The 18,481-nt window shown below is 40.9% G+C and carries 21 protein-coding genes; 19 read left to right on the plus strand and 2 right to left on the minus strand.

Translation table 11 applies throughout. The annotated features are described in order from the left end of the window. Positions 1–113 precede the first annotated feature (113 nt). From AC4G3N_RS10175 to prmC, 9 genes are all read left to right on the plus strand, one after another. On the plus strand, positions 114–491 hold the full coding sequence (locus AC4G3N_RS10175) for a response regulator (protein ID WP_066109355.1): 378 nt from the start codon (positions 114–116) through the stop codon (positions 489–491). A gap of 165 nt (positions 492–656) precedes the next feature. Further along, positions 657–1,514, plus strand: coding sequence for a class II fructose-bisphosphate aldolase (locus AC4G3N_RS10180; protein WP_066109352.1), 858 nt, complete (start codon positions 657–659; stop codon positions 1,512–1,514). A 162-nt stretch (positions 1,515–1,676) separates the two neighbouring features. Further along, a complete protein-coding gene (fsa, locus tag AC4G3N_RS10185; protein WP_066109349.1) occupies positions 1,677–2,327 on the plus strand; it encodes a fructose-6-phosphate aldolase in 651 nt (216 codons plus the stop codon). 142 nt (positions 2,328–2,469) lie between these two features. Further along, positions 2,470–3,756, plus strand: a complete 1,287-nt coding sequence (murA, locus tag AC4G3N_RS10190; protein ID WP_066109346.1) for a UDP-N-acetylglucosamine 1-carboxyvinyltransferase — start codon at positions 2,470–2,472, stop codon at positions 3,754–3,756. Positions 3,757–4,142: 386 nt separating this feature from the next. Then, positions 4,143–5,426, plus strand: coding sequence for a transcription termination factor Rho (gene rho, locus AC4G3N_RS10195; RefSeq protein ID WP_066109343.1), 1,284 nt, complete (start codon positions 4,143–4,145; stop codon positions 5,424–5,426). 123 nt (positions 5,427–5,549) lie between these two features. Then, positions 5,550–5,768, plus strand: coding sequence for a 50S ribosomal protein L31 (rpmE, locus tag AC4G3N_RS10200; RefSeq protein ID WP_066109340.1), 219 nt, complete (start codon positions 5,550–5,552; stop codon positions 5,766–5,768). A 282-nt stretch (positions 5,769–6,050) separates the two neighbouring features. Continuing rightward, positions 6,051–6,689, plus strand: coding sequence for a thymidine kinase (locus AC4G3N_RS10205; RefSeq protein ID WP_066109338.1), 639 nt, complete (start codon positions 6,051–6,053; stop codon positions 6,687–6,689). A gap of 200 nt (positions 6,690–6,889) precedes the next feature. After that, the gene (gene prfA / locus AC4G3N_RS10210) at positions 6,890–7,960 is read left to right on the plus strand and encodes a peptide chain release factor 1 (RefSeq protein ID WP_066109335.1); all 1,071 of its coding nucleotides are present in this window, start codon (positions 6,890–6,892) and stop codon (positions 7,958–7,960) included. 5 nt (positions 7,961–7,965) lie between these two features. Continuing rightward, complete coding sequence (gene prmC, locus AC4G3N_RS10215; protein WP_491090293.1) at positions 7,966–8,826, plus strand: peptide chain release factor N(5)-glutamine methyltransferase; 861 nt, start codon at positions 7,966–7,968, stop codon at positions 8,824–8,826. A gap of 473 nt (positions 8,827–9,299) precedes the next feature. Here the strand turns inward: prmC and AC4G3N_RS10220 are convergent, their stop codons facing one another. Next, the gene (locus AC4G3N_RS10220) at positions 9,300–9,671 is read right to left on the minus strand and encodes a DUF2500 domain-containing protein (protein ID WP_257469086.1); all 372 of its coding nucleotides are present in this window, start codon (positions 9,669–9,671) and stop codon (positions 9,300–9,302) included. Positions 9,672–9,804: 133 nt separating this feature from the next. Here AC4G3N_RS10220 and spoIIR point away from each other — a divergent pair, with 133 nt between their 5' ends. From spoIIR to upp, 10 genes are all read left to right on the plus strand, one after another. Beyond that, positions 9,805–10,617, plus strand: a complete 813-nt coding sequence (spoIIR, locus tag AC4G3N_RS10225) for a stage II sporulation protein R (RefSeq protein ID WP_306821554.1) — start codon at positions 9,805–9,807, stop codon at positions 10,615–10,617. 262 nt (positions 10,618–10,879) lie between these two features. Continuing rightward, positions 10,880–11,314, plus strand: coding sequence for a GNAT family N-acetyltransferase (locus tag AC4G3N_RS10230; protein WP_066109331.1), 435 nt, complete (start codon positions 10,880–10,882; stop codon positions 11,312–11,314). Positions 11,315–11,485: 171 nt separating this feature from the next. After that, on the plus strand, positions 11,486–12,538 hold the full coding sequence (locus tag AC4G3N_RS10235; RefSeq protein WP_066109328.1) for an L-threonylcarbamoyladenylate synthase: 1,053 nt from the start codon (positions 11,486–11,488) through the stop codon (positions 12,536–12,538). 53 nt (positions 12,539–12,591) lie between these two features. Continuing rightward, complete coding sequence (locus AC4G3N_RS10240) at positions 12,592–13,152, plus strand: manganese efflux pump MntP (RefSeq protein ID WP_066109327.1); 561 nt, start codon at positions 12,592–12,594, stop codon at positions 13,150–13,152. A 78-nt stretch (positions 13,153–13,230) separates the two neighbouring features. After that, positions 13,231–13,674, plus strand: a complete 444-nt coding sequence (locus AC4G3N_RS10245) for a low molecular weight protein arginine phosphatase (RefSeq protein WP_139892078.1) — start codon at positions 13,231–13,233, stop codon at positions 13,672–13,674. Between the two features lie 48 nt (positions 13,675–13,722). After that, positions 13,723–14,160 carry a ribose 5-phosphate isomerase B gene (gene rpiB / locus AC4G3N_RS10250; RefSeq protein WP_066109324.1) on the plus strand — a complete coding sequence of 146 codons (438 nt, stop codon included), beginning with the start codon at positions 13,723–13,725 and terminating at the stop codon, positions 14,158–14,160. Between the two features lie 22 nt (positions 14,161–14,182). Next, positions 14,183–14,752, plus strand: coding sequence for a TIGR01440 family protein (locus AC4G3N_RS10255; protein WP_066109323.1), 570 nt, complete (start codon positions 14,183–14,185; stop codon positions 14,750–14,752). 107 nt (positions 14,753–14,859) lie between these two features. Beyond that, complete coding sequence (gene glyA / locus AC4G3N_RS10260) at positions 14,860–16,101, plus strand: serine hydroxymethyltransferase (protein WP_066109321.1); 1,242 nt, start codon at positions 14,860–14,862, stop codon at positions 16,099–16,101. 150 nt (positions 16,102–16,251) lie between these two features. Next, positions 16,252–16,392: a hypothetical protein gene (locus AC4G3N_RS10265; protein WP_175354322.1), complete on the plus strand. Its 141-nt coding sequence runs from the start codon at positions 16,252–16,254 to the stop codon at positions 16,390–16,392. Positions 16,393–16,891: 499 nt separating this feature from the next. Beyond that, the gene (upp, locus tag AC4G3N_RS10270) at positions 16,892–17,521 is read left to right on the plus strand and encodes a uracil phosphoribosyltransferase (protein WP_066109318.1); all 630 of its coding nucleotides are present in this window, start codon (positions 16,892–16,894) and stop codon (positions 17,519–17,521) included. Positions 17,522–17,712: 191 nt separating this feature from the next. Here the strand turns inward: upp and AC4G3N_RS10275 are convergent, their stop codons facing one another. Further along, complete coding sequence (locus tag AC4G3N_RS10275; RefSeq protein ID WP_066109314.1) at positions 17,713–18,300, minus strand: hypothetical protein; 588 nt, start codon at positions 18,298–18,300, stop codon at positions 17,713–17,715. Between the last annotated feature and the right edge of the window lie 181 nt (positions 18,301–18,481).

Here is an 18,481-nt window from a genome sequence, read left to right on the forward strand (position 1 = left end):
AAATTGTCGAAAGACAATTTCGTTTGAATAAAGGTATTATTTACCTATTAGTAGAACTTATAGATTTAAGTGTCTTATTTATACAGGCTAACGGAAAGAAGGAGCTGTGTAAAATGAATGAAAAAATTTTAATTGTTGATGATCAATTTGGCATCCGTATTTTGCTGAATGAAGTACTGCAGCAGGAAGGATATCAAACATTTCTGGCGGCAAATGGAGAGCAGGCATTGGCGCTCCAGAAAAGTGAATCACCAGATTTAGTGTTGCTGGATATGAAAATTCCCGGTATGGACGGAATTGAGATTTTAAAAAGAATGAAAGAAGAAGATCAGGGCATTCGTGTATTAATTATGACAGCGTATGGAGAATTAGATATGATTCAGGAAGCGATGAACCTGGGAGCCTTGACTCATTTTGCAAAACCATTTGATATTGATGATATTAGGAAAGCGGTAAAGGATCATTTACCGGTTGCTAAAATTGACAGTTAAATGTACATTTTGCACACTTGTTGATAGTTTGAGGACAAGTTGATATGCTAGAGATAACTTCCCTCTGACGCTTTTTGCAGAAGGGGGAATACATATCGATCCATTAGGGAAAATGATAAGGGAAGCCGTTTGGCTCGAGCTTATTATTAACAAGGAGGAAGAAAAATGCCTTTAGTATCAATGACTGAAATGCTGAACAAAGCAAAAGAAGAAGGATATGCAGTTGGACAATTTAATATCAATAATCTAGAGTATACCCAAGCTATTCTTCAAGCTGCTGAGGAAGAAAAATCTCCAGTAATCTTAGGGGTTTCTGAAGGGGCAGCTCGTTACATGGGCGGTTTTAAAGTGTGTGTAGCAATGACAAAAGCCTTAATGGAAGAATACAAGACAACAGTTCCAGTTGCTATTCACTTAGACCACGGTTCCAGCTTTGAAAAATGTAAAGAAGCTGTTGATGCAGGATTCACTTCCGTTATGATTGATGCTTCTCATCACCCATACGAAGAGAATATTGAAATTACTTCTAAAGTGGTTGAATATGCTCATGCAAATGGTGTTTCTGTTGAAGCAGAACTTGGAACAGTTGGCGGACAAGAAGATGACGTAGTAGCTGATGGCGTTATCTATGCTGACGTTGAAGAGTGTAAAGATCTTGTAAAACGTACAAATATCGACTGTCTTGCTCCAGCGTTAGGCTCTGTTCACGGACCTTACAAAGGTGAACCGAAATTAGGTTTCAAAGAGATGGAAGAAATCGGAAAAGAAACTGGTATGCCATTAGTACTTCACGGTGGATCCGGTATTCCTTTACACGATATCCAAAAAGCTATTTCTCTTGGAACAGCTAAAATTAATGTAAATACTGAAAACCAAATCACTTCTGCTAAAGCGGTACGTGAAGTATTGGCTGCGGACAAAGAAGTATACGATCCACGTAAATACCTTGGACCAGCTCGTGAAGCAATTAAAGAAACGGTTATCGGTAAAATTCGTGAATTCGGTTCTAATAACAAAGCATAAAAGATATCTTTACGAGAGGATGCCACTCATCATGGGATCCTCTTTTTTACTATACATAATTTTGGTTAAATCATACGTTTTTAAAGGTGAAATTATTTGCTCAAAATGGAGAACAATGACACAATATAAAAGACATAGAAATTCATTCAAGGAGGAATTTAAATGAAGTTTTTTATAGATACAGCAAACTTAAATGAAATTAAAGAGGCCCATGCACTTGGTATTTTGGCAGGTGTAACAACGAACCCATCATTAGTTGCGAAGGAAAAAGATGTTTCTTTCCATGATCGTCTGCGTGAAATAACAGCGTTGGTACCTGGTTCTGTAAGTGCAGAGGTTATTGCACTGGATGCGGAAGGTATGATTCGTGAGGGTAAAGAATTAGCTGAGATTGCTCCGAACATCACAGTAAAAGTACCAATGACTCCAGACGGATTAAAAGCAGTTCATGCATTGACTGAAGCAGGAATCAAAACAAACGTAACTTTAATTTTTAATGCCAATCAGGCTTTATTAGCTGCTAGAGCAGGTGCAACATATGTTTCTCCTTTTATCGGAAGATTAGATGATATTGGACAAAATGGACTTGATTTAATAGCTGAAATTGCAGAAATCTTTGCAATCCATGATATCGATTCAGAGATTATTGCAGCAAGTATCCGTCATCCACAGCATGTGACGCAAGCAGCACTTCGCGGCGCACATATTGCAACGGTTCCTTATAACGTAATTCTTCAAATTTGTAAGCATCCGCTAACAGACAAAGGAATTGAAGCATTCCTTAAGGATTGGGAAACAAGAACAGAAAAATAATCGTGGTAAAATATGTATGAATGATCCGAGCTTGTGAAACAATTTGACAGACTAGCTTTAATTCAGGTGATTTTTGTGGTAATATTTACCTTATTCTCGCCGGACGGATAAAATCACATCAAGGGCGCAGAAGGGAGTTATTATGGAAAAGCTTAAAATAGCGGGTGGGTATCCGCTAAAAGGGGAAGTTCGCATAAGTGGTGCAAAGAATAGTGCAGTTGCTTTAATACCAGCAACTATTCTTGCTGACTCATCTGTAACAATTGAGGGGCTTCCAAATATCTCTGACGTAGAAATGCTTAAAGGATTACTTGAAGAAATCGGCGGTCAGGTAACACTTGACTCAACTGAAATGACTGTTGATCCGAGTAAGATGATATCAATGCCTCTTCCAAACGGAAGGGTCAAACAATTACGTGCCTCCTATTATTTAATGGGAGCGATGCTCGGTAAATTTAAGAAAGCAGTTATTGGCTTGCCGGGGGGATGCTATTTGGGACCTCGCCCAATTGATCAGCATATCAAAGGATTTGAAGCTCTCGGTGCTCAGGTAACAAATGAGCAGGGGGCAATCTATTTGCGTGCTGAAGAATTACGTGGAGCCCGAATCTACCTGGATGTTGTCAGCGTAGGAGCAACGATTAATATCATGCTCGCAGCTGTATTAGCTAAAGGCAAAACCATTATTGAAAATGCTGCGAAAGAGCCGGAAATTATCGATGTTGCAACATTGTTAACGAATATGGGAGCCCGTATCAAAGGTGCAGGTACGGATGTCATTCGTATCGAGGGTGTCGAAAAACTTCATGGTTGCAGACATACCATTATTCCTGACCGTATCGAGGCAGGAACCTATATGATTGTTGCCGCAGCAGTTGGAGAAGGTATATTGATTGATAATGTAATACCGCAGCATCTTGAATCCCTGATTGCAAAGCTAAGAGAAATGGGAATTGATATTGAAGAGCGGGACGACCAGATTTATATACCGAAGGCTGAAAAATTAAAAGCAGTAGATATAAAAACCCTTGTATATCCTGGTTTCCCTACGGATTTACAGCAGCCCTTAACAGCATTATTGACGAAGGCTACTGGATCTTCCGTTGTTACGGATACCATATATGGATCTCGATTTAAACATATAGATGAATTAAGCAGGATGAACGCCGATATTAAGGTAGAAGGCCGTTCTGCAATTATTAATGGACCTGTTCAGCTTAATGGAGCAAAAGTGAAGGCAAGTGATTTGCGCGCCGGAGCTGCTTTAATTATTGCTGGTCTATTAGCAGAGGGAGTTACCGAAATAACCGGTGTCGAGCATATCGATCGGGGATACAGCTTTATAGTGGACAAGCTTTCAGGACTGGGAGCGACCATATGGAGAGAACAATTATCGCCGAGAGAGATTGAGCAGCTTAAGAATTCTTAATGTAACAATCTAAATAAGAAACCAAATTTGGTTATGAAAACGTAATTTAGATAAAAATAGTAGTTCCTCCAGGTGAAAATCTGGAGGACTTTATTATAAAAATTATGAAATTGTGATATATTGAGAATGTTGCAATAGTTTTAAAAACCTCTATGTGATGTTAATAGTTGAAGTCTGAATCAAAAGCGAGTAAAATGGATTTGTTTTTGAGAAAAAAATAGAATAGAATATAATTGCTAATGAAAGCAACAAATGGTTTACGTGGATTTAAACCGCAACTCATCCTTTTACCTTCCTAAATATTTTCTTCTTGATAACCCTATCCATGTAGTAATAAACAAATCACTAAAATCAATCTAATTAATTTACTGAAGTGTGGTGTCATAATGGAATTAACAATTTCCGATTTAGAGAATTTAAAGCTAAAAGAGCTTTATGAACAAGCTAAAAAGTATAAAGTGTCCTATTATAGTAAGCTGACAAAGAAAGAATTGATCTTTGCCATCTTAAAAGCTCAGGCGGAGCGAGATGGGTACCTATTCATGGAAGGTGTTTTAGAAATCATTCCATCTGAAGGGTTTGGATTCCTAAGACCGATCAATTACTCACCAAGTTCAGAGGATATTTATATTTCGGCATCTCAGATTCGCCGATTTGATCTAAGAAACGGTGATAAAGTATCCGGTAAGGTACGTCCTCCAAAAGAAAATGAACGGTATTATGGATTATTGCATGTTGAAGCAGTGAATGGGGATAATCCTGAATCAGCTAAGGAGAGGGTGCATTTCCCTGCATTAACTCCGCTGTATCCTGATCGTCAGGTTGTACTTGAAACAACTCCCCGCAATGTATCTACACGTGTAATGGATATCGTAGCACCTGTTGGTTTTGGGCAACGTGGATTGATTGTCGCACCTCCAAAGGCTGGTAAAACGATGCTTCTTAAAGAAATCGCCAATGCCATTACAACGAATCACCCGGATGCGGAATTAATCGTCCTTTTAATTGACGAGCGTCCTGAGGAAGTAACAGATATCGAGCGATCTGTACAGGCAGATGTAGTCAGCTCAACATTTGATGAGGTTCCTGAAAACCATATCAAAGTAGCAGAGCTTGTATTAGAGCGTGCTATGCGTCTGGTTGAGCATAAACGAGATGTTATTATTTTAATGGATAGTATAACAAGATTGGCACGTGCTTATAACCTAGTAATCCCTCCAAGCGGCAGAACATTGTCAGGTGGGATTGACCCGGCGGCATTTCACCGTCCGAAGCGTTTCTTTGGAGCTGCCCGTAATATTGAAGAAGGCGGTAGCTTAACCATTTTAGCAACAGCTCTTGTGGATACAGGTTCAAGAATGGATGACGTTATTTACGAAGAATTTAAAGGAACGGGTAATATGGAGCTTCACCTGGATCGCTCACTAGCAGAAAGAAGAATATTCCCTGCTATTGATATTCGCCGATCTGGGACAAGGAAAGAGGAGCTTATTATTCCGAAAGACCATTTGGAAAAATTATGGGCTATTCGCAAAACGATGTCAGATATGCCTGATTTTGCTGAGCGTCTGTTACGAAAACTTAAACAAACTAAAACCAACCAAGAATTCTTTCAATACCTCGATGACGAGATGAAAAAGTCAACGGGCGGATCGAAAAGAATCTTGTAATAGTAGCAGTAGCTGTTGATTTAAAATAACACGTCTGTTATAATATCTTGAGTGTGCTTATACTAAAAAGAGCACGCTTGATAACTCTGTTTCGAAAGACTCAGGGCGGAAGGAGTGGAAAAGATGAAAACAGGAATTCACCCTAATTACAAAACAGCAACTGTTAAATGTGCTTGTGGTAATGAATTTGTAACTGGCTCTGTTAAAGAAGAGGTGCGCGTAGAGGTTTGCAATGAATGCCACCCATTCTACACTGGACGTCAAAAGTTTGCTTCTGCTGATGGACGTGTTGAGCGTTTCAACAAGAAGTATGGTTTCAAATCCCAACAACAAGAACAATAATTTGATTTTCGGAAACAGGCAGCGGGTAAGCCGCTTGCCTGTTTTTTTGCTTTAAGGCAGACACAGGCTAATGTACTGAGAAAAACATGTTGGTCTGTGTTTGTATGTTTTTAGAGGAGTTATATCAATTTTTTAACAACAAAGGTCTCTATTAACAAATGATAAAAAATCTTTTCTTGAGCAGTTTATGATGTATAATTATCTATTGGTATAGTAAATGCAGGAATGTTACAAGCAAAATCCTAATGAACCTAGTAAAGACAGGAAGGGAGACCCCAACACATGTACGAAACGAAACAATTTGGCTGGATAGAATTAATTTGTGGCAGCATGTTTTCCGGAAAATCTGAAGAACTGATTCGCAGGGTAAGGAGAGCGGTCTTTGCTAAGCAATCCATTGCTGTTTTCAAACCGGCTATTGATAATCGATACAGTGAGGAAGCGGTGGTTTCCCACAATGGAACTTCTGTTATTGCCAAAGGCATTACGCATTCATCCCATATCTTCGATCATATAGATTTAGATACAGATTTAATTGCCATTGATGAAGTGCAGTTTTTTGACGAAGAAATTGTACAGGTTGCTCAGCATTTGGCAGACAGCGGCTATCGAGTAATCCTGGCTGGCCTTGATCAGGATTTTAGAGGAGAGCCATTCGGGCCGATGCCGGAGTTAATGTGCCTGGCAGAACAGGTAACAAAACTACAGGCAGTTTGTTCCGTATGCGGATCCCCTGCAAGCCGGACGCAGCGTTTGATTGATAAGAAGCCTGCAGGCTATGAGGACCCTGTTATTTTAGTGGGTGCATCGGAATCCTATGAGCCAAGATGCCGTCATCATCATGAAGTACCAGGCAAACAAGAAACGGTACATACACCGATTAACGGTGGTATCGAAAACATAAAAACAAACAGGCTTTAAAAGGAATGAACACCTCCGGAGGAATAAGTGGAATTTGGGGGTGTTTTTGTATGTCAGAAATAAAAGGGTATGGCAGATTAAAGGATGTATGTTCATCTTTGCCGTCTCTTTTTTTCGTTTCCGTCTGATTGTGGTACAATAAACAAATCAAATACTGAGGTAAAAACCTCTTTTAAAAACCTGTTAATGAGGTGAAGAAATTGATCGATCGTTTACAAGCGGTAGAAGACCGATATGACAAATTAAATGAGCTTTTGAGTGACCCGGAAATCGTAAATGACACTAAGAAGCTTCGCGAATATTCCAAGGAACAATCAGATATTCAGGAGACTGTCTTTGCGTATCGAGAATATAAAGATGTACGTTCCCAATTTGTTGATGCGAAAGCAATGCTTGAAGAGAAGCTGGATGCTGAAATGCGTGAAATGGTGAAGGAAGAAGTAGATGAACTTTCCGGACAAATGAAAGAGTTGGAAGAAAAGCTTAAAGTATTGCTAATTCCCAAAGATCCTAATGATGATAAAAACGTTATTATGGAAATTCGCGGAGCAGCCGGCGGTGATGAAGCGGCCCTATTCGCAGGAAGTCTTTATAGAATGTACAGCCGTTATGCTGAGGCACAAGGATGGAAGATTGATGTAATGGATTCAAATCCAACGGGGCTTGGCGGTTATAAAGAAATCATCTTTATGATTAATGGAAATGGCGCATACTCCAAGATGAAATTCGAAAACGGTGCCCATCGTGTACAACGTGTCCCTGAAACAGAATCAGGCGGTCGTATTCACACATCAACAGCGACTGTGGCTTGCTTACCGGAGGCAGAAGAGGTTGAGGTTGAAGTTCATGACAAAGATATCCGTGTAGATACGTTTGCATCCAGCGGACCGGGCGGACAAAGTGTTAACACTACCATGTCAGCTGTACGTCTTACTCACGTTCCTACGGGGATTGTTGTATCCTGCCAGGATGAAAAATCCCAGATTAAAAACAAAGAGAAAGCAATGAAAGTATTGCGTGCTCGTATTTATGATAAATTCCAGCAGGAAGCACAGGCTGAGTATGACAGTGCTCGTAAATCTGCAGTCGGAACAGGGGATCGCTCAGAACGTATCCGTACGTATAATTATCCGCAAAACCGTGTTACAGATCACCGCATTGGATTAACCATTCAAAAGCTGGATCAAATCATGGAAGGCAAATTGGATGAAGTGATTGATGCATTGATTGTTGAGGACCAGGCTAGCCGTCTTCAAAATGCGGAGGATTAAGAATGATGAAAGTGTATGAAGCTCTTCGATGGGCTTCTTCTTTTTTAAGGGAGAATGGCCGTGATGAAAATGCTGGAGAATGGCTGTTGATGAATCAGCTGGGTCTATCCCGTGCTCAAATGCTTGCGAATATGCATGATGAGTTAACGGAAGAGGAAGAAGCTATCTTTATAAAGGATGTAAAAAAGCATGGAATCGATGCGGTACCTGTGCAGCATATAATTGGCAGCGAGGAGTTTTATGGCAGGACATTTCTGGTGAATGGAGATGTATTGATTCCGCGTCCTGAAACGGAAGAGCTGATATTTCATGCCTTAGCTAAACTAAAAAAGCTTTTCAATCCTGAAGAGAAGCTGGACATGGCTGATATTGGGACAGGCAGCGGGATTATTGCGATTACGATGGCCTTGGAATGCCCAGGTATGAAAGTGACGGCTGTCGATTTGTCAGAGAAAGCATTGAAACAGGCAGCTGAAAATGCTCAACGCCTTCAGGCTGAGGTGGCGTTCTTGCAGGGGGATTTGCTCAAACCATTAATAGATGCTGGTAAAAGGGTGAATGTTCTTCTTTCTAATCCTCCTTATATTCCTGAATCAGATCATGCAATCCTTTCGGATGTGGTTAAAAACCATGAACCTCATCTCGCCTTGTTTGCTGGAAATGATGGCTTGGATTGTTATCGCCAAATTACATCAGATCTGCCAAGTGTACTTGCAGACAAAGCATTGGTTGGATTTGAAGTAGGCGCCGGTCAGGGAGAGCAAGTAGCAGAACTAATGCAAGCTGTTTACCCTGAAGCCCATGTAGAAGTCCTGTTCGATATCAACGGAAAAGATCGAATGGTCTTTGGCGAAATAAAAAGCTGAAACGGCTTGATCAGAAGCGAGGAGCATAAGACAGGGGCTCGGAGGGAGGTGCTCTTCCCTCCCGCAGAGGTCATGCTTATGTCCTGAGCTTCTAGCCGTTGAAGCTAGATTACATAAAAAGCTGAAGGGCCTGTATCGATGAACGAAGACTAAGACGCCACGTCCTGTGGCAACGTCTTCATGACCAACATCCTGTAGGCCCGCGACGAGCATAAGATGAATACTCGGAGGGAGGCGTTCTTCTCTCCTGTAGAGTATTTGCTTATGACTCGAGCTCCTAGGCCCAGAAGCTGGATTACATAAAAAGCTGAGGCGACTGCCCAGCTCCGACAAGCATAAGGAGAGGCATGAAGGGAGGCTATTAAGGAACAAAGACTAAGAACGCCACATCGTGTGGCAACGTCTTTGTGATCAACGTCCTGTTGACCTCCGTAGTGGCTATCCTTATGACCTCGAGGAGCTAGGAGTCGAAGCTAGATTCTCAAAAATCCGAGATACCGTGTGCCCTGAAAAGATAGATTCCCAATATCTCCTTCTGCTAACATCCCGTAGTCTTTTCCACTTAAAGTCAATTCCATTCGGTCGCCGCTTTCCATCTCAAACGTCGCATAATACCAGGTACTGGACGAATTGTCACTTCCTCTGCTCTCTGATCGTTTGGTGACAACCTTAGCAACTACATTCAGCCTGGGCTGTTTATTATTATGACTCCATTTAGATAGGCTTTTGATGATAATAAATAGAAAAGTGCCAATGACTAAAATAAAAATAATACCAAAGATGATTGGAAAGCCAGTTAAAAAAATGCCAAAGAACCCACCATCATCCATCATAAAATTATCCATTTTTATACTCTCCCTTCCCTTAATTTCAAGAATGCGGTAAATAAAACGCAGTAGAAATAAAATTCAGATAATTATAGTTTAAGATAGAAAAAAACTGTCCACACTGTTTGTAAGTGAAGGGACGGTGTTTACGATGATGGCAAAAAAATATTTGCCTTTAATATATATTGTATTACTTTGTGCGGCAACAATGACTGGAATGATTACACCGAAAAACAGTTCTTCTGCGACAGAAACAGAGGTTCAAGTAATCCCGAATGAAGCGATCCGCTTACGGATCTTAGCAAACAGTAATAAAGAAGCTGACCAGGAATTGAAACGATCCATCAGGGATGAGGTCAATAAAGAAATTAACAAATGGGTAGCAGAATTAACTTCAATTGAGGAAGCCAGAAAAGTGATTGGTTCCCGTTTGTCTGATATAGAAGCTATAGCTGAAGATGTTATGGTCAAAGAAGGTAATGTACAAAAGATACAGGTTGATTTTGGTGAAACTGTTTTTCCAACTAAGCTATATGGACAATATTTATATCCGGCAGGCAAGTATGAAGCTATTAAAATCACATTGGGTGAGGGTCAAGGTGAGAACTGGTGGTGCGTCCTTTTCCCGCCGCTATGCTTTCTGGATTTCAACAGCGGAACAGCTGTAGCAAATGATTCAGCGTATGAAGAGTCAGCTGAAGAAGTTGAGCCAGTTAATAATAGTATGAACGAGGAAACTGCAGAACAAACGCAAACGGATGATCAAAAAATACAACCGATTAAGACTGCCGCCCAAACGGATAAATCGATTGAAAAGGCAGAAGATCAAGAAACGCAAATGGATTACGAGAACCAGTCTGAAGAAGCCGGACAAGATATCGCCCCTCCTGTTTATGAAAATCAGGATGAAGAGCCGGTTAAGGTGAAATTCTTTTTAAAAGAGATCTTGAAGGATTTGTTTTGAGAAACAGAATAGTACTCGGAGCAAATCAAGTTAAAAGTACAAATAGGAAGTGTTGTGCTGGAGCCGAAGTGGTTTCAGAATAGAGCGGGAAACTGGGAAATACCAGCCGAAGTTGAACAGAATTCAGCCGAACTGGCATAGAATTCAGCTGAATTTGCCAAAATAGCAGCCAACCGGATAATCAGCCTGATCCGGTTCTATTTTCCCTATTAATTCATATCCATATAGTAGTTGTGATTTGATAGTGAAGGGAGAATAGAAGGTGTATTATTTATCTATATCAAAAAGTACCGATATTGAAGGAATTGAGCGGTTTGCGGCACCTCAAGGAGTTGAGCTGCATCATGAAGACATTAGTTCAGGAAAATTTGTTTTATTAAAAGAAGAAGGCTCTATTAAAGGAATGATTGGTCTGGAGCCATGTGGAGATTATGGGGTGCTTAGGTCTTTTCTGTTTAAAGAGGAGGCTCAGGTGCAAGTACCTGCCCTGTTTGAAACGATCTTGGCTTTAGCAAAGGAAAAAGGGTTGAAAAAGATATTTCTGATATCGAATAAACTGCAAGCGTTAGGATTTTTTGAGGCTCTTCAATTTGAAAGAGTGAAAAACGGGGAGATTCCTAAAGACGTAAGAGATTCCTCGGTTGTGGAAAAGGTGTGGACAATAAACGAAACATATATCATGGAAAGAGCCCTATAAGGATGAAATTATCCACGATTTTATTGGCTTTATTCACAGACTGTGGATAAAGCTTGTTTTATTGTATAAATTCTTTTATACTTGCAAGGTGATTTTGTGAAAAATGTCGAGGAATCCTTATTTAATAAGTAATTTATAGAGAATGTTGTAGATTGGTGGCAGGTGATAATAGTGGAAACAAAAATGTGGACAGTGGATAAAATTGTGGATAAAGAAGAGGGTTATCCACAATTGATGGATGCGGCCCAAAAATTGAAAGCCGGAGAGCTGATTGCTTTTCCGACTGAAACGGTTTATGGACTTGGAGCAAATGCTTTACTTGGAGGGTCTGTAGCAGCTATTTATGAGGCGAAGGGAAGACCGAGTGATAATCCTTTAATCGTCCATATTGGAGAAAAGGAACAGGTTCATGGATTGGTGGGAGAAATTCCTGCAGTCGCAGATAAACTAATGGAACAATTTTGGCCAGGTCCGTTGACGCTAATTTTCCAAAAGAAAGAGGGCGTGTTCCCGGATGTTGTAACAGCAGGTCTTTCATCAGTAGCGATCCGAATGCCGGATCATCCGGTGGCATTGGATTTACTGAAAAAGGCGGGCTGTCCCACAGCCGCGCCAAGTGCAAATCTGTCTGGTAAACCAAGTCCGACAACAGCAGAGCATGTTCGCGAGGATTTAGATGGTAAAATTGCTGGGATCGTGGATGGAGGTCCAACTGGGGTTGGCTTGGAATCAACAGTACTTGATGTGACTGGCAGTATTCCGCAAATACTTAGACCTGGTGGTATTACGCGTGAACAACTGGAGAAGGTAGTCGGTGAAGTGTCTGTGGACCCTGGCTTGGTGAAGGACAGTGATGCACCGAAAGCTCCCGGTATGAAATATACACATTACGCACCGAAAGCCCCTTTGACCTTGGTTGAGGGTACCCCTCAGTTTATCCAAACATTAATAAATGAAGAGCGGGACTTAGGTAAGCGAGTGGGTGTGTACACGGTTGACGAACATGCCCATTTGTATGAAGCTGATGTTATTATTACTGGCGGAAGCCGTGAGCAGCTGGACACTGTGGCTGAAAAAATGTATGGAGTGCTGCGCCAATTTGATAAAGAGCAGCCAGATCTAATTTTCGGAGAAGTGTATCCGGAGGATGGGATTGGGATTGCAATCATGAATCGCTTGAAGAAAGCGGCAGGAGGAAGAATCATCACACAAGACAAGTTCTAATTGATCCGGGACAGGCATATGTTTATTTAGGCTGGTCCCGGGAGGTTACTTGGATGGAACAAACGATGGTTGAATTTTTTGGCCTGCTTTTTATGGCTTTCGCACTCGGAATGGATGCCTTCTCAATTGGATTGGGAATGGGATCGTACAAGCTGAGGCTTAAGCAAGTACTCATCATTGGTTTTACTGTTGGTATTTTTCATGTGTGGATGCCGCTCTTGGGTATCTTTTCAGGAAAGTTATTATCCGCTCAGTTTGGATTGTTTGCCTCATACGCCGGTGCTGGTTTATTACTATTTCTTGGCTTGCAAATGCTGCTCACTGGAATTCAGGGTAAAGGTGAAACGGTTGTGGCTCCAGTTGGAACAGGATTGATTCTATTTGCGATAAGTGTCAGTTTGGATAGTTTCTCAGTTGGACTGAGCCTCGGAATGCTGGGATCCCGAGCGCTGATGACCATCCTGTGCTTTGGCTTTGCCGCCTTTTTCTTGACGGTGTCAGGGTTGTTGTTAGGGAGAAGAGTACATACATATCTCGGCAAATACAGCCTTGTTTTTGGGGGGAGCATCATGTTTGCGGTTGGGTTAAAGATCATCCTGCACCTGCATGGATAAAGATGTGTATCAGATTAATCTGATACATTTTTTTATTGTCCGTAAATATTCTATAATGGGGACAGGAGGGAAAATACGTTGAAGAATATTTTATTCGTTTGTACAGGAAATACATGTCGAAGTCCTATGGCAGAAGCTATTTTGCGAAATTATAATCTGTCTGATATAGAAGTAAAATCAGCAGGGGTTTATGCCTATGGGGGTCAAACGGCATCTGAGTATACGGTTACGGTACTTGATAAACACAAAATTGTGCAGGACCATGCCTCATCTCCATTAAAAGGAGAAGACATCGAGTGGGCAACCTATGTATTAACGATGACAGAAGGCCATAAGCAGTTAATTGCTTCGCATTACCCTCAGGCGATTGAAAAGACGTTTACATTAAAGGAATTTGTAAGTGACGATCCTGGGAACAGAGATATTTCAGATCCATTCGGGGGTAATGAACAAGTATATGAGCAAACTTTCCATGAATTATCTAAATGGATTAAAAAGCTTGTGGAAAAATTAAAAGACTAGATTTAGGATAGAAACTGTGCAGTTCAAATTGAAGGGAGCCATGTTACCATGAAAGTTATCATTGCATCAGATCACGGTGGAATAAATATAAGAAAAGAAATTATGAACCTAATGGAAGAGCTTGAGATTCAATATGAGGATTTTGGATGCGATTGTGAAACATCTGTTGATTATCCGGATTATGCGTTGCCTGTTGCTGAAAGAGTGGCAAAAGGAGAATTTGACAGAGGGATTTTGATCTGCGGTACTGGAATCGGAATGAGCATCGCGGCGAATAAAGTAAAAGGAATTCGTGCAGCATTGGTACATGATATGTTTAGTGCCCAAGCTACAAGAGCTCATAATAACAGTAACGTACTAACAATGGGAGAGCGTGTAATTGGTCCTGGTTTAGCCAGAGAAATTGCCCGCGTTTGGCTGACAACGGAATTTGAAGGCGGCCGCCATGAAACACGGATTGGAAAAATAGCTGAGGCAGAAAAATAAATCTTAGAAGGGCAGTAGAAGAATGAGTGAGATTAATTTAAAAGAAATAAAAACTCAGGTGACTGCCATTCTCGAAGATTTGGAAGCTCATTTTCCGATGAATGGCCGTTTGTTGGTAATTGGCTGCAGTACAAGTGAAGTAATCGGAAAGCGAATTGGTACAAGCGGGACGATGGAAGTGGCACAAGCAATCTTTGAGGCCATATATGATTTTTCTAAACAAAAGGGAGTCTACTTGGCTTTTCAGGGTTGTGAACATATTAATAGGGCTCTGATTATTGAACGAAAGACAGCTATTCAATATAATCTGGATGAAGTATCAGTTGTGCCTGCCCGGAATGCGGGTGGAGCATTGGCCGCTTGTGCATTTGCTAATTTCGAGAATGCAGTTGTGGTTGAGCATATTTGTGCTGATGCAGGCATCGATATTGGGGATACAATGATTGGAATGCATCTGAAGCATGTTGCAGTCCCGTTGCGTTCAGCGATTAGAGAGATTGGGAAGGCGCATGTAACATTTGCTATGACCCGGCCGAAACTGATAGGTGGGCCGAGAGCTCAATATGATAGAGTAAATATTAGAGAAATGTAAGAATTATACGTCAATGGAATAAATGACTATTGTCCTTTTTCGTGCTAGAATTGAAGGGATTAAATTGAAGATTTGTCCGTTTTGACGAAAAGGGAGGAAGCTATAAGATGAGGCATTTGCAAAAGCAAGACTCGCAAGTATTTGATGCAATTCAACAAGAATTGGACAGACAACGCGGTAAGATTGAGCTGATTGCTTCAGAAAACTTTGTCAGCGAAGCAGTAATGGAAGCTCAAGGATCCGTGCTTACGAATAAGTATGCGGAAGGATATCCAGGCAGACGCTATTACGGCGGCTGTGAATATGTGGACGTAGTTGAGGATTTGGCTAGGGAACGTGCCAAAAAGATATTTGGCGCGGAGCATGCAAACGTACAGCCACATTCAGGCGCTCAAGCAAATATGGCTGTTTACTTTACGATTTTGAATCCAGGAGATACGGTACTTGGAATGAACCTATCCCACGGAGGCCACTTAACTCACGGAAGCCCTGTAAACTTCAGCGGAATCCAATACAATTTTGTTGAATACGGTGTTGATGAAAAAACCCATCTTATAAATTACGAGGATGTTAGAGAGAAAGCAATCCAATGTAAGCCTAAATTGATTGTTGCCGGTGCGAGTGCGTATCCACGTTCAATTGATTTCAAGAAATTCCGTGAAATTGCAGATGAAGTAGGCGCCTATTTAATGGTGGACATGGCTCATATTGCAGGGCTTGTTGCAGCCGGTTTGCACCCAAGTCCAGTTCCTTATGCGGAATTCGTCACGACGACAACTCACAAGACATTGCGCGGACCACGCGGAGGAATGATCCTTTGCAGAGAAGAGTTTGCCAAGAAAATAGACAAGTCCATTTTCCCTGGTATTCAGGGAGGACCTCTAATGCATGTAATTGCTGCAAAAGCAGTGGCATTTGGCGAGGCACTTCAGGATTCCTTTACAGATTATGCAAAGGAAATTATAGAGAATGCAAAACGCCTTGGTGAAAGTCTGCAGAAGGAAGGACTTACGCTCGTTTCAGGCGGTACAGATAATCACTTATTATTAATCGATGTCCGCTCCATCAACTTAACTGGTAAAGTAGCAGAAAAGGTACTGGACGATATTGGTATTACAGTGAACAAAAATACGATTCCATTTGACCCAGAAAGCCCATTTGTAACGAGTGGGGTTCGTATTGGAACAGCGGCTGTTACAAGCCGTGGATTCAAATTGGAGGATATGGATGAAATCGCGGCAATCATCAGTCTCGCCCTCAAGAACCATGAGGACGAAGAGAAACTGAAAGAAGCTGCAGAGCGAGTGACTAAGCTATCTGGAAAATATGAATTATACCCTGAGTATTAAGGGTGAATAGAAGAGGTGTTGGTGAGTCTGATAGGACTTATTGACACCTCTTTTTATGATGTTTGGCAGTATAACATGTCGTTTTATATGGTTTGGGCAAAACGATGCTGAATGGGGATCAATGAGCCTGGAAATTTAGGAATGGCTGGAATGAGGAGTGTTTTGGCTGGTAAAATCCGTGGTTCGGCTGAATTAATATTAAAATTGGCTGGAATAATTGCCGCATTGGCTCAATTAATTCTCATTTCCGCTCAATTCACGGAAATTTCACATCCATTTACGTTTCTTTAACGATTTTAACACTTTAAAAAGTGGATAATAGAGAAGAAGGTATAGAATCGTGTTTTATTAAAAAACTAATGAAGACTAAAAAGCTGAGGCGACTGCCCAGCTCCGACAAGCATAAGAGGAGGCACGTAGGGAGGCGCTCTTTCCTCCCGTAGTGGCTACACTTATGACCTCGAGGAGCTAGGAGCCGAAGCTAGATTGAATAAAAAGCTGAAACTCATTTAGGGAACGAAGACTAAAATCGCCACGTCCTGTGGCAACGTCTTCATGACCTACATCCTGTAGGCCCGCGAGGAGTATAAGACAGGATCTCGGAAGGAGGTGTACTTCCCTCCTGCAGAGGTCATGCTTATGTCCTGAGCTTCTAGCTGTTGAAGCTAGATTAAATAAACCTTGAATGCGGTAGATTTTGGCATACAGAAACTTAATTGAACTAATGGAGAATTTTCTGTACAATAAAACGAGTGCAAAAATAGGAACATAAAAGTGAGGAGAGATCCATATGGGAAAAGTTTATGTGTTTGACCATCCGTTAATACAGCATAAGTTAACATTTATCCGTGATAAAAATACGGGTACAAAAGAATTCAGAGAATTGGTAGATGAAGTATCTACTTTAATGGCTTTTGAAATCACCCGAGATCTCCCGTTAGAAGAAGTGGAAATTGAAACGCCAGTCAGCAAATCAACATCTAAAACAATTGCGGGTAAAAAAGTAGCCATTATCCCTATTTTACGTGCTGGTCTTGGTATGGTTGACGGCATGATTAAAATTATTCCGGCAGCAAAAGTTGGACATGTAGGTTTATACAGAGATCCAGAAACATTGAAACCAGTTGAGTATTATGTAAAACTTCCTGCTGACGTAGAGGAAAGAGAATTTATTGTAGTTGATCCAATGCTTGCGACAGGTGGATCTGCTGTCGATGCCATTAGCGCAATCAAAAAGCGCGGGGCAAAAAATATTAAATTCGTTTGTCTAGTTGCTGCGCCTGAAGGCGTTAAAGCAGTGGAAGAAGTCCATCCGGATGTCGATATTTTCATCGCTGCACTTGATGAAAAATTGAATGATCACGGCTATATCGTTCCAGGTCTAGGTGACGCGGGCGACAGATTGTTCGGAACAAAATAAAGATAATTTATAGAGGTGTTCATCAGCCGTTTCTGACTGATGAATACCTCTTTTTTTTGCGGATAATTGACTCGTCTTAGATCAAGTAAGTTCTCTGGGCGATACCTCAACTACACCGCTTTAAGGATTCCAGCATATGCTATTCAGGCATAAAAATATGCTGTGATAGCAGAACTGATTTCATTAAAAGCCTAAGATTTTAAATGTTCATCGCGCTCTTTTTTGATTTCTTGAATTCTCTTTATTTCTTCCTGATATTGTTCCTCGACTTCTGATGTGGCCGGAAGGAAGGATTCATTATTATAATCAACCCTTTTTCCGTAACGGATCATTTCATAAATGATCATACCATTATTAGGTTTTCCGTTAATTGTATGCATTGGTATAACGTCAAACAGAACATAATAAATCGCATAGAAAGCAAAGCGATCCCAAAATGTCTTGAACTCCTCAATAAAATGGTTGGCAATTAAAAAGTTGATGAGGAGGGCGATGGATAGGTTCATTAAAATCGGACCTAGATAGATGCAGATGTAAGCAAACTTACTCTTGCGCTTTAATTCATCATACGAAAACCAGCTATATAAGTGGTAGTATTTGCGAATATCGATCATTCCAATTTTTTTGATACGGGGGCCGGAACCAATCGTAAGTCTCGGATTGATTACGCCAAATAACCAGCTGACTAACAGATAGCCTGTCTCCCGAAGAAAAACAACGACAGGCAAGATGATAAAGGCAGAAATCACTAATGACGTAAGATCGGCCAGACCAAACATAACTCTACACATCCTAACTTAAATTACTCATATACCTGACACTCATACCCAGACCTATTTAACATACAAACAGGAAGAATGTGGACATTCATTTTTTTGTAATCAGGAGAATCAATCCATTACCCGAAAATGGAGAACACAGAACAACCACTATTTATTTTTACATGCATAAGAGACTGCC

This window comes from Bacillus sp. z50, from assembly GCF_058313585.1.

Coding starts and splice junctions, on each gene's coding strand:
- AC4G3N_RS10240 (WP_066109327.1), top strand. CDS start 12,592: ATGGAACAAACGATGGTTGAATTTTTTGGCCTGCTTTTTATGGCTTTC.
- AC4G3N_RS10265 (WP_175354322.1), top strand. CDS start 16,252: ATGAGGAGTGTTTTGGCTGGTAAAATCCGTGGTTCGGCTGAATTAATA.
- rho (WP_066109343.1), top strand. CDS start 4,143: ATGGAATTAACAATTTCCGATTTAGAGAATTTAAAGCTAAAAGAGCTT.
- spoIIR (WP_306821554.1), top strand. CDS start 9,805: ATGATGGCAAAAAAATATTTGCCTTTAATATATATTGTATTACTTTGT.
- AC4G3N_RS10275 (WP_066109314.1), bottom strand. CDS start 18,300: ATGTTTGGTCTGGCCGATCTTACGTCATTAGTGATTTCTGCCTTTATC.
- murA (WP_066109346.1), top strand. CDS start 2,470: ATGGAAAAGCTTAAAATAGCGGGTGGGTATCCGCTAAAAGGGGAAGTT.
- rpmE (WP_066109340.1), top strand. CDS start 5,550: ATGAAAACAGGAATTCACCCTAATTACAAAACAGCAACTGTTAAATGT.
- AC4G3N_RS10255 (WP_066109323.1), top strand. CDS start 14,183: ATGAGTGAGATTAATTTAAAAGAAATAAAAACTCAGGTGACTGCCATT.
- rpiB (WP_066109324.1), top strand. CDS start 13,723: ATGAAAGTTATCATTGCATCAGATCACGGTGGAATAAATATAAGAAAA.
- upp (WP_066109318.1), top strand. CDS start 16,892: ATGGGAAAAGTTTATGTGTTTGACCATCCGTTAATACAGCATAAGTTA.
- AC4G3N_RS10175 (WP_066109355.1), top strand. CDS start 114: ATGAATGAAAAAATTTTAATTGTTGATGATCAATTTGGCATCCGTATT.
- prmC (WP_491090293.1), top strand. CDS start 7,966: ATGAAAGTGTATGAAGCTCTTCGATGGGCTTCTTCTTTTTTAAGGGAG.
- AC4G3N_RS10205 (WP_066109338.1), top strand. CDS start 6,051: ATGTACGAAACGAAACAATTTGGCTGGATAGAATTAATTTGTGGCAGC.
- glyA (WP_066109321.1), top strand. CDS start 14,860: ATGAGGCATTTGCAAAAGCAAGACTCGCAAGTATTTGATGCAATTCAA.
- fsa (WP_066109349.1), top strand. CDS start 1,677: ATGAAGTTTTTTATAGATACAGCAAACTTAAATGAAATTAAAGAGGCC.
- AC4G3N_RS10220 (WP_257469086.1), bottom strand. CDS start 9,671: ATGGATAATTTTATGATGGATGATGGTGGGTTCTTTGGCATTTTTTTA.
- AC4G3N_RS10180 (WP_066109352.1), top strand. CDS start 657: ATGCCTTTAGTATCAATGACTGAAATGCTGAACAAAGCAAAAGAAGAA.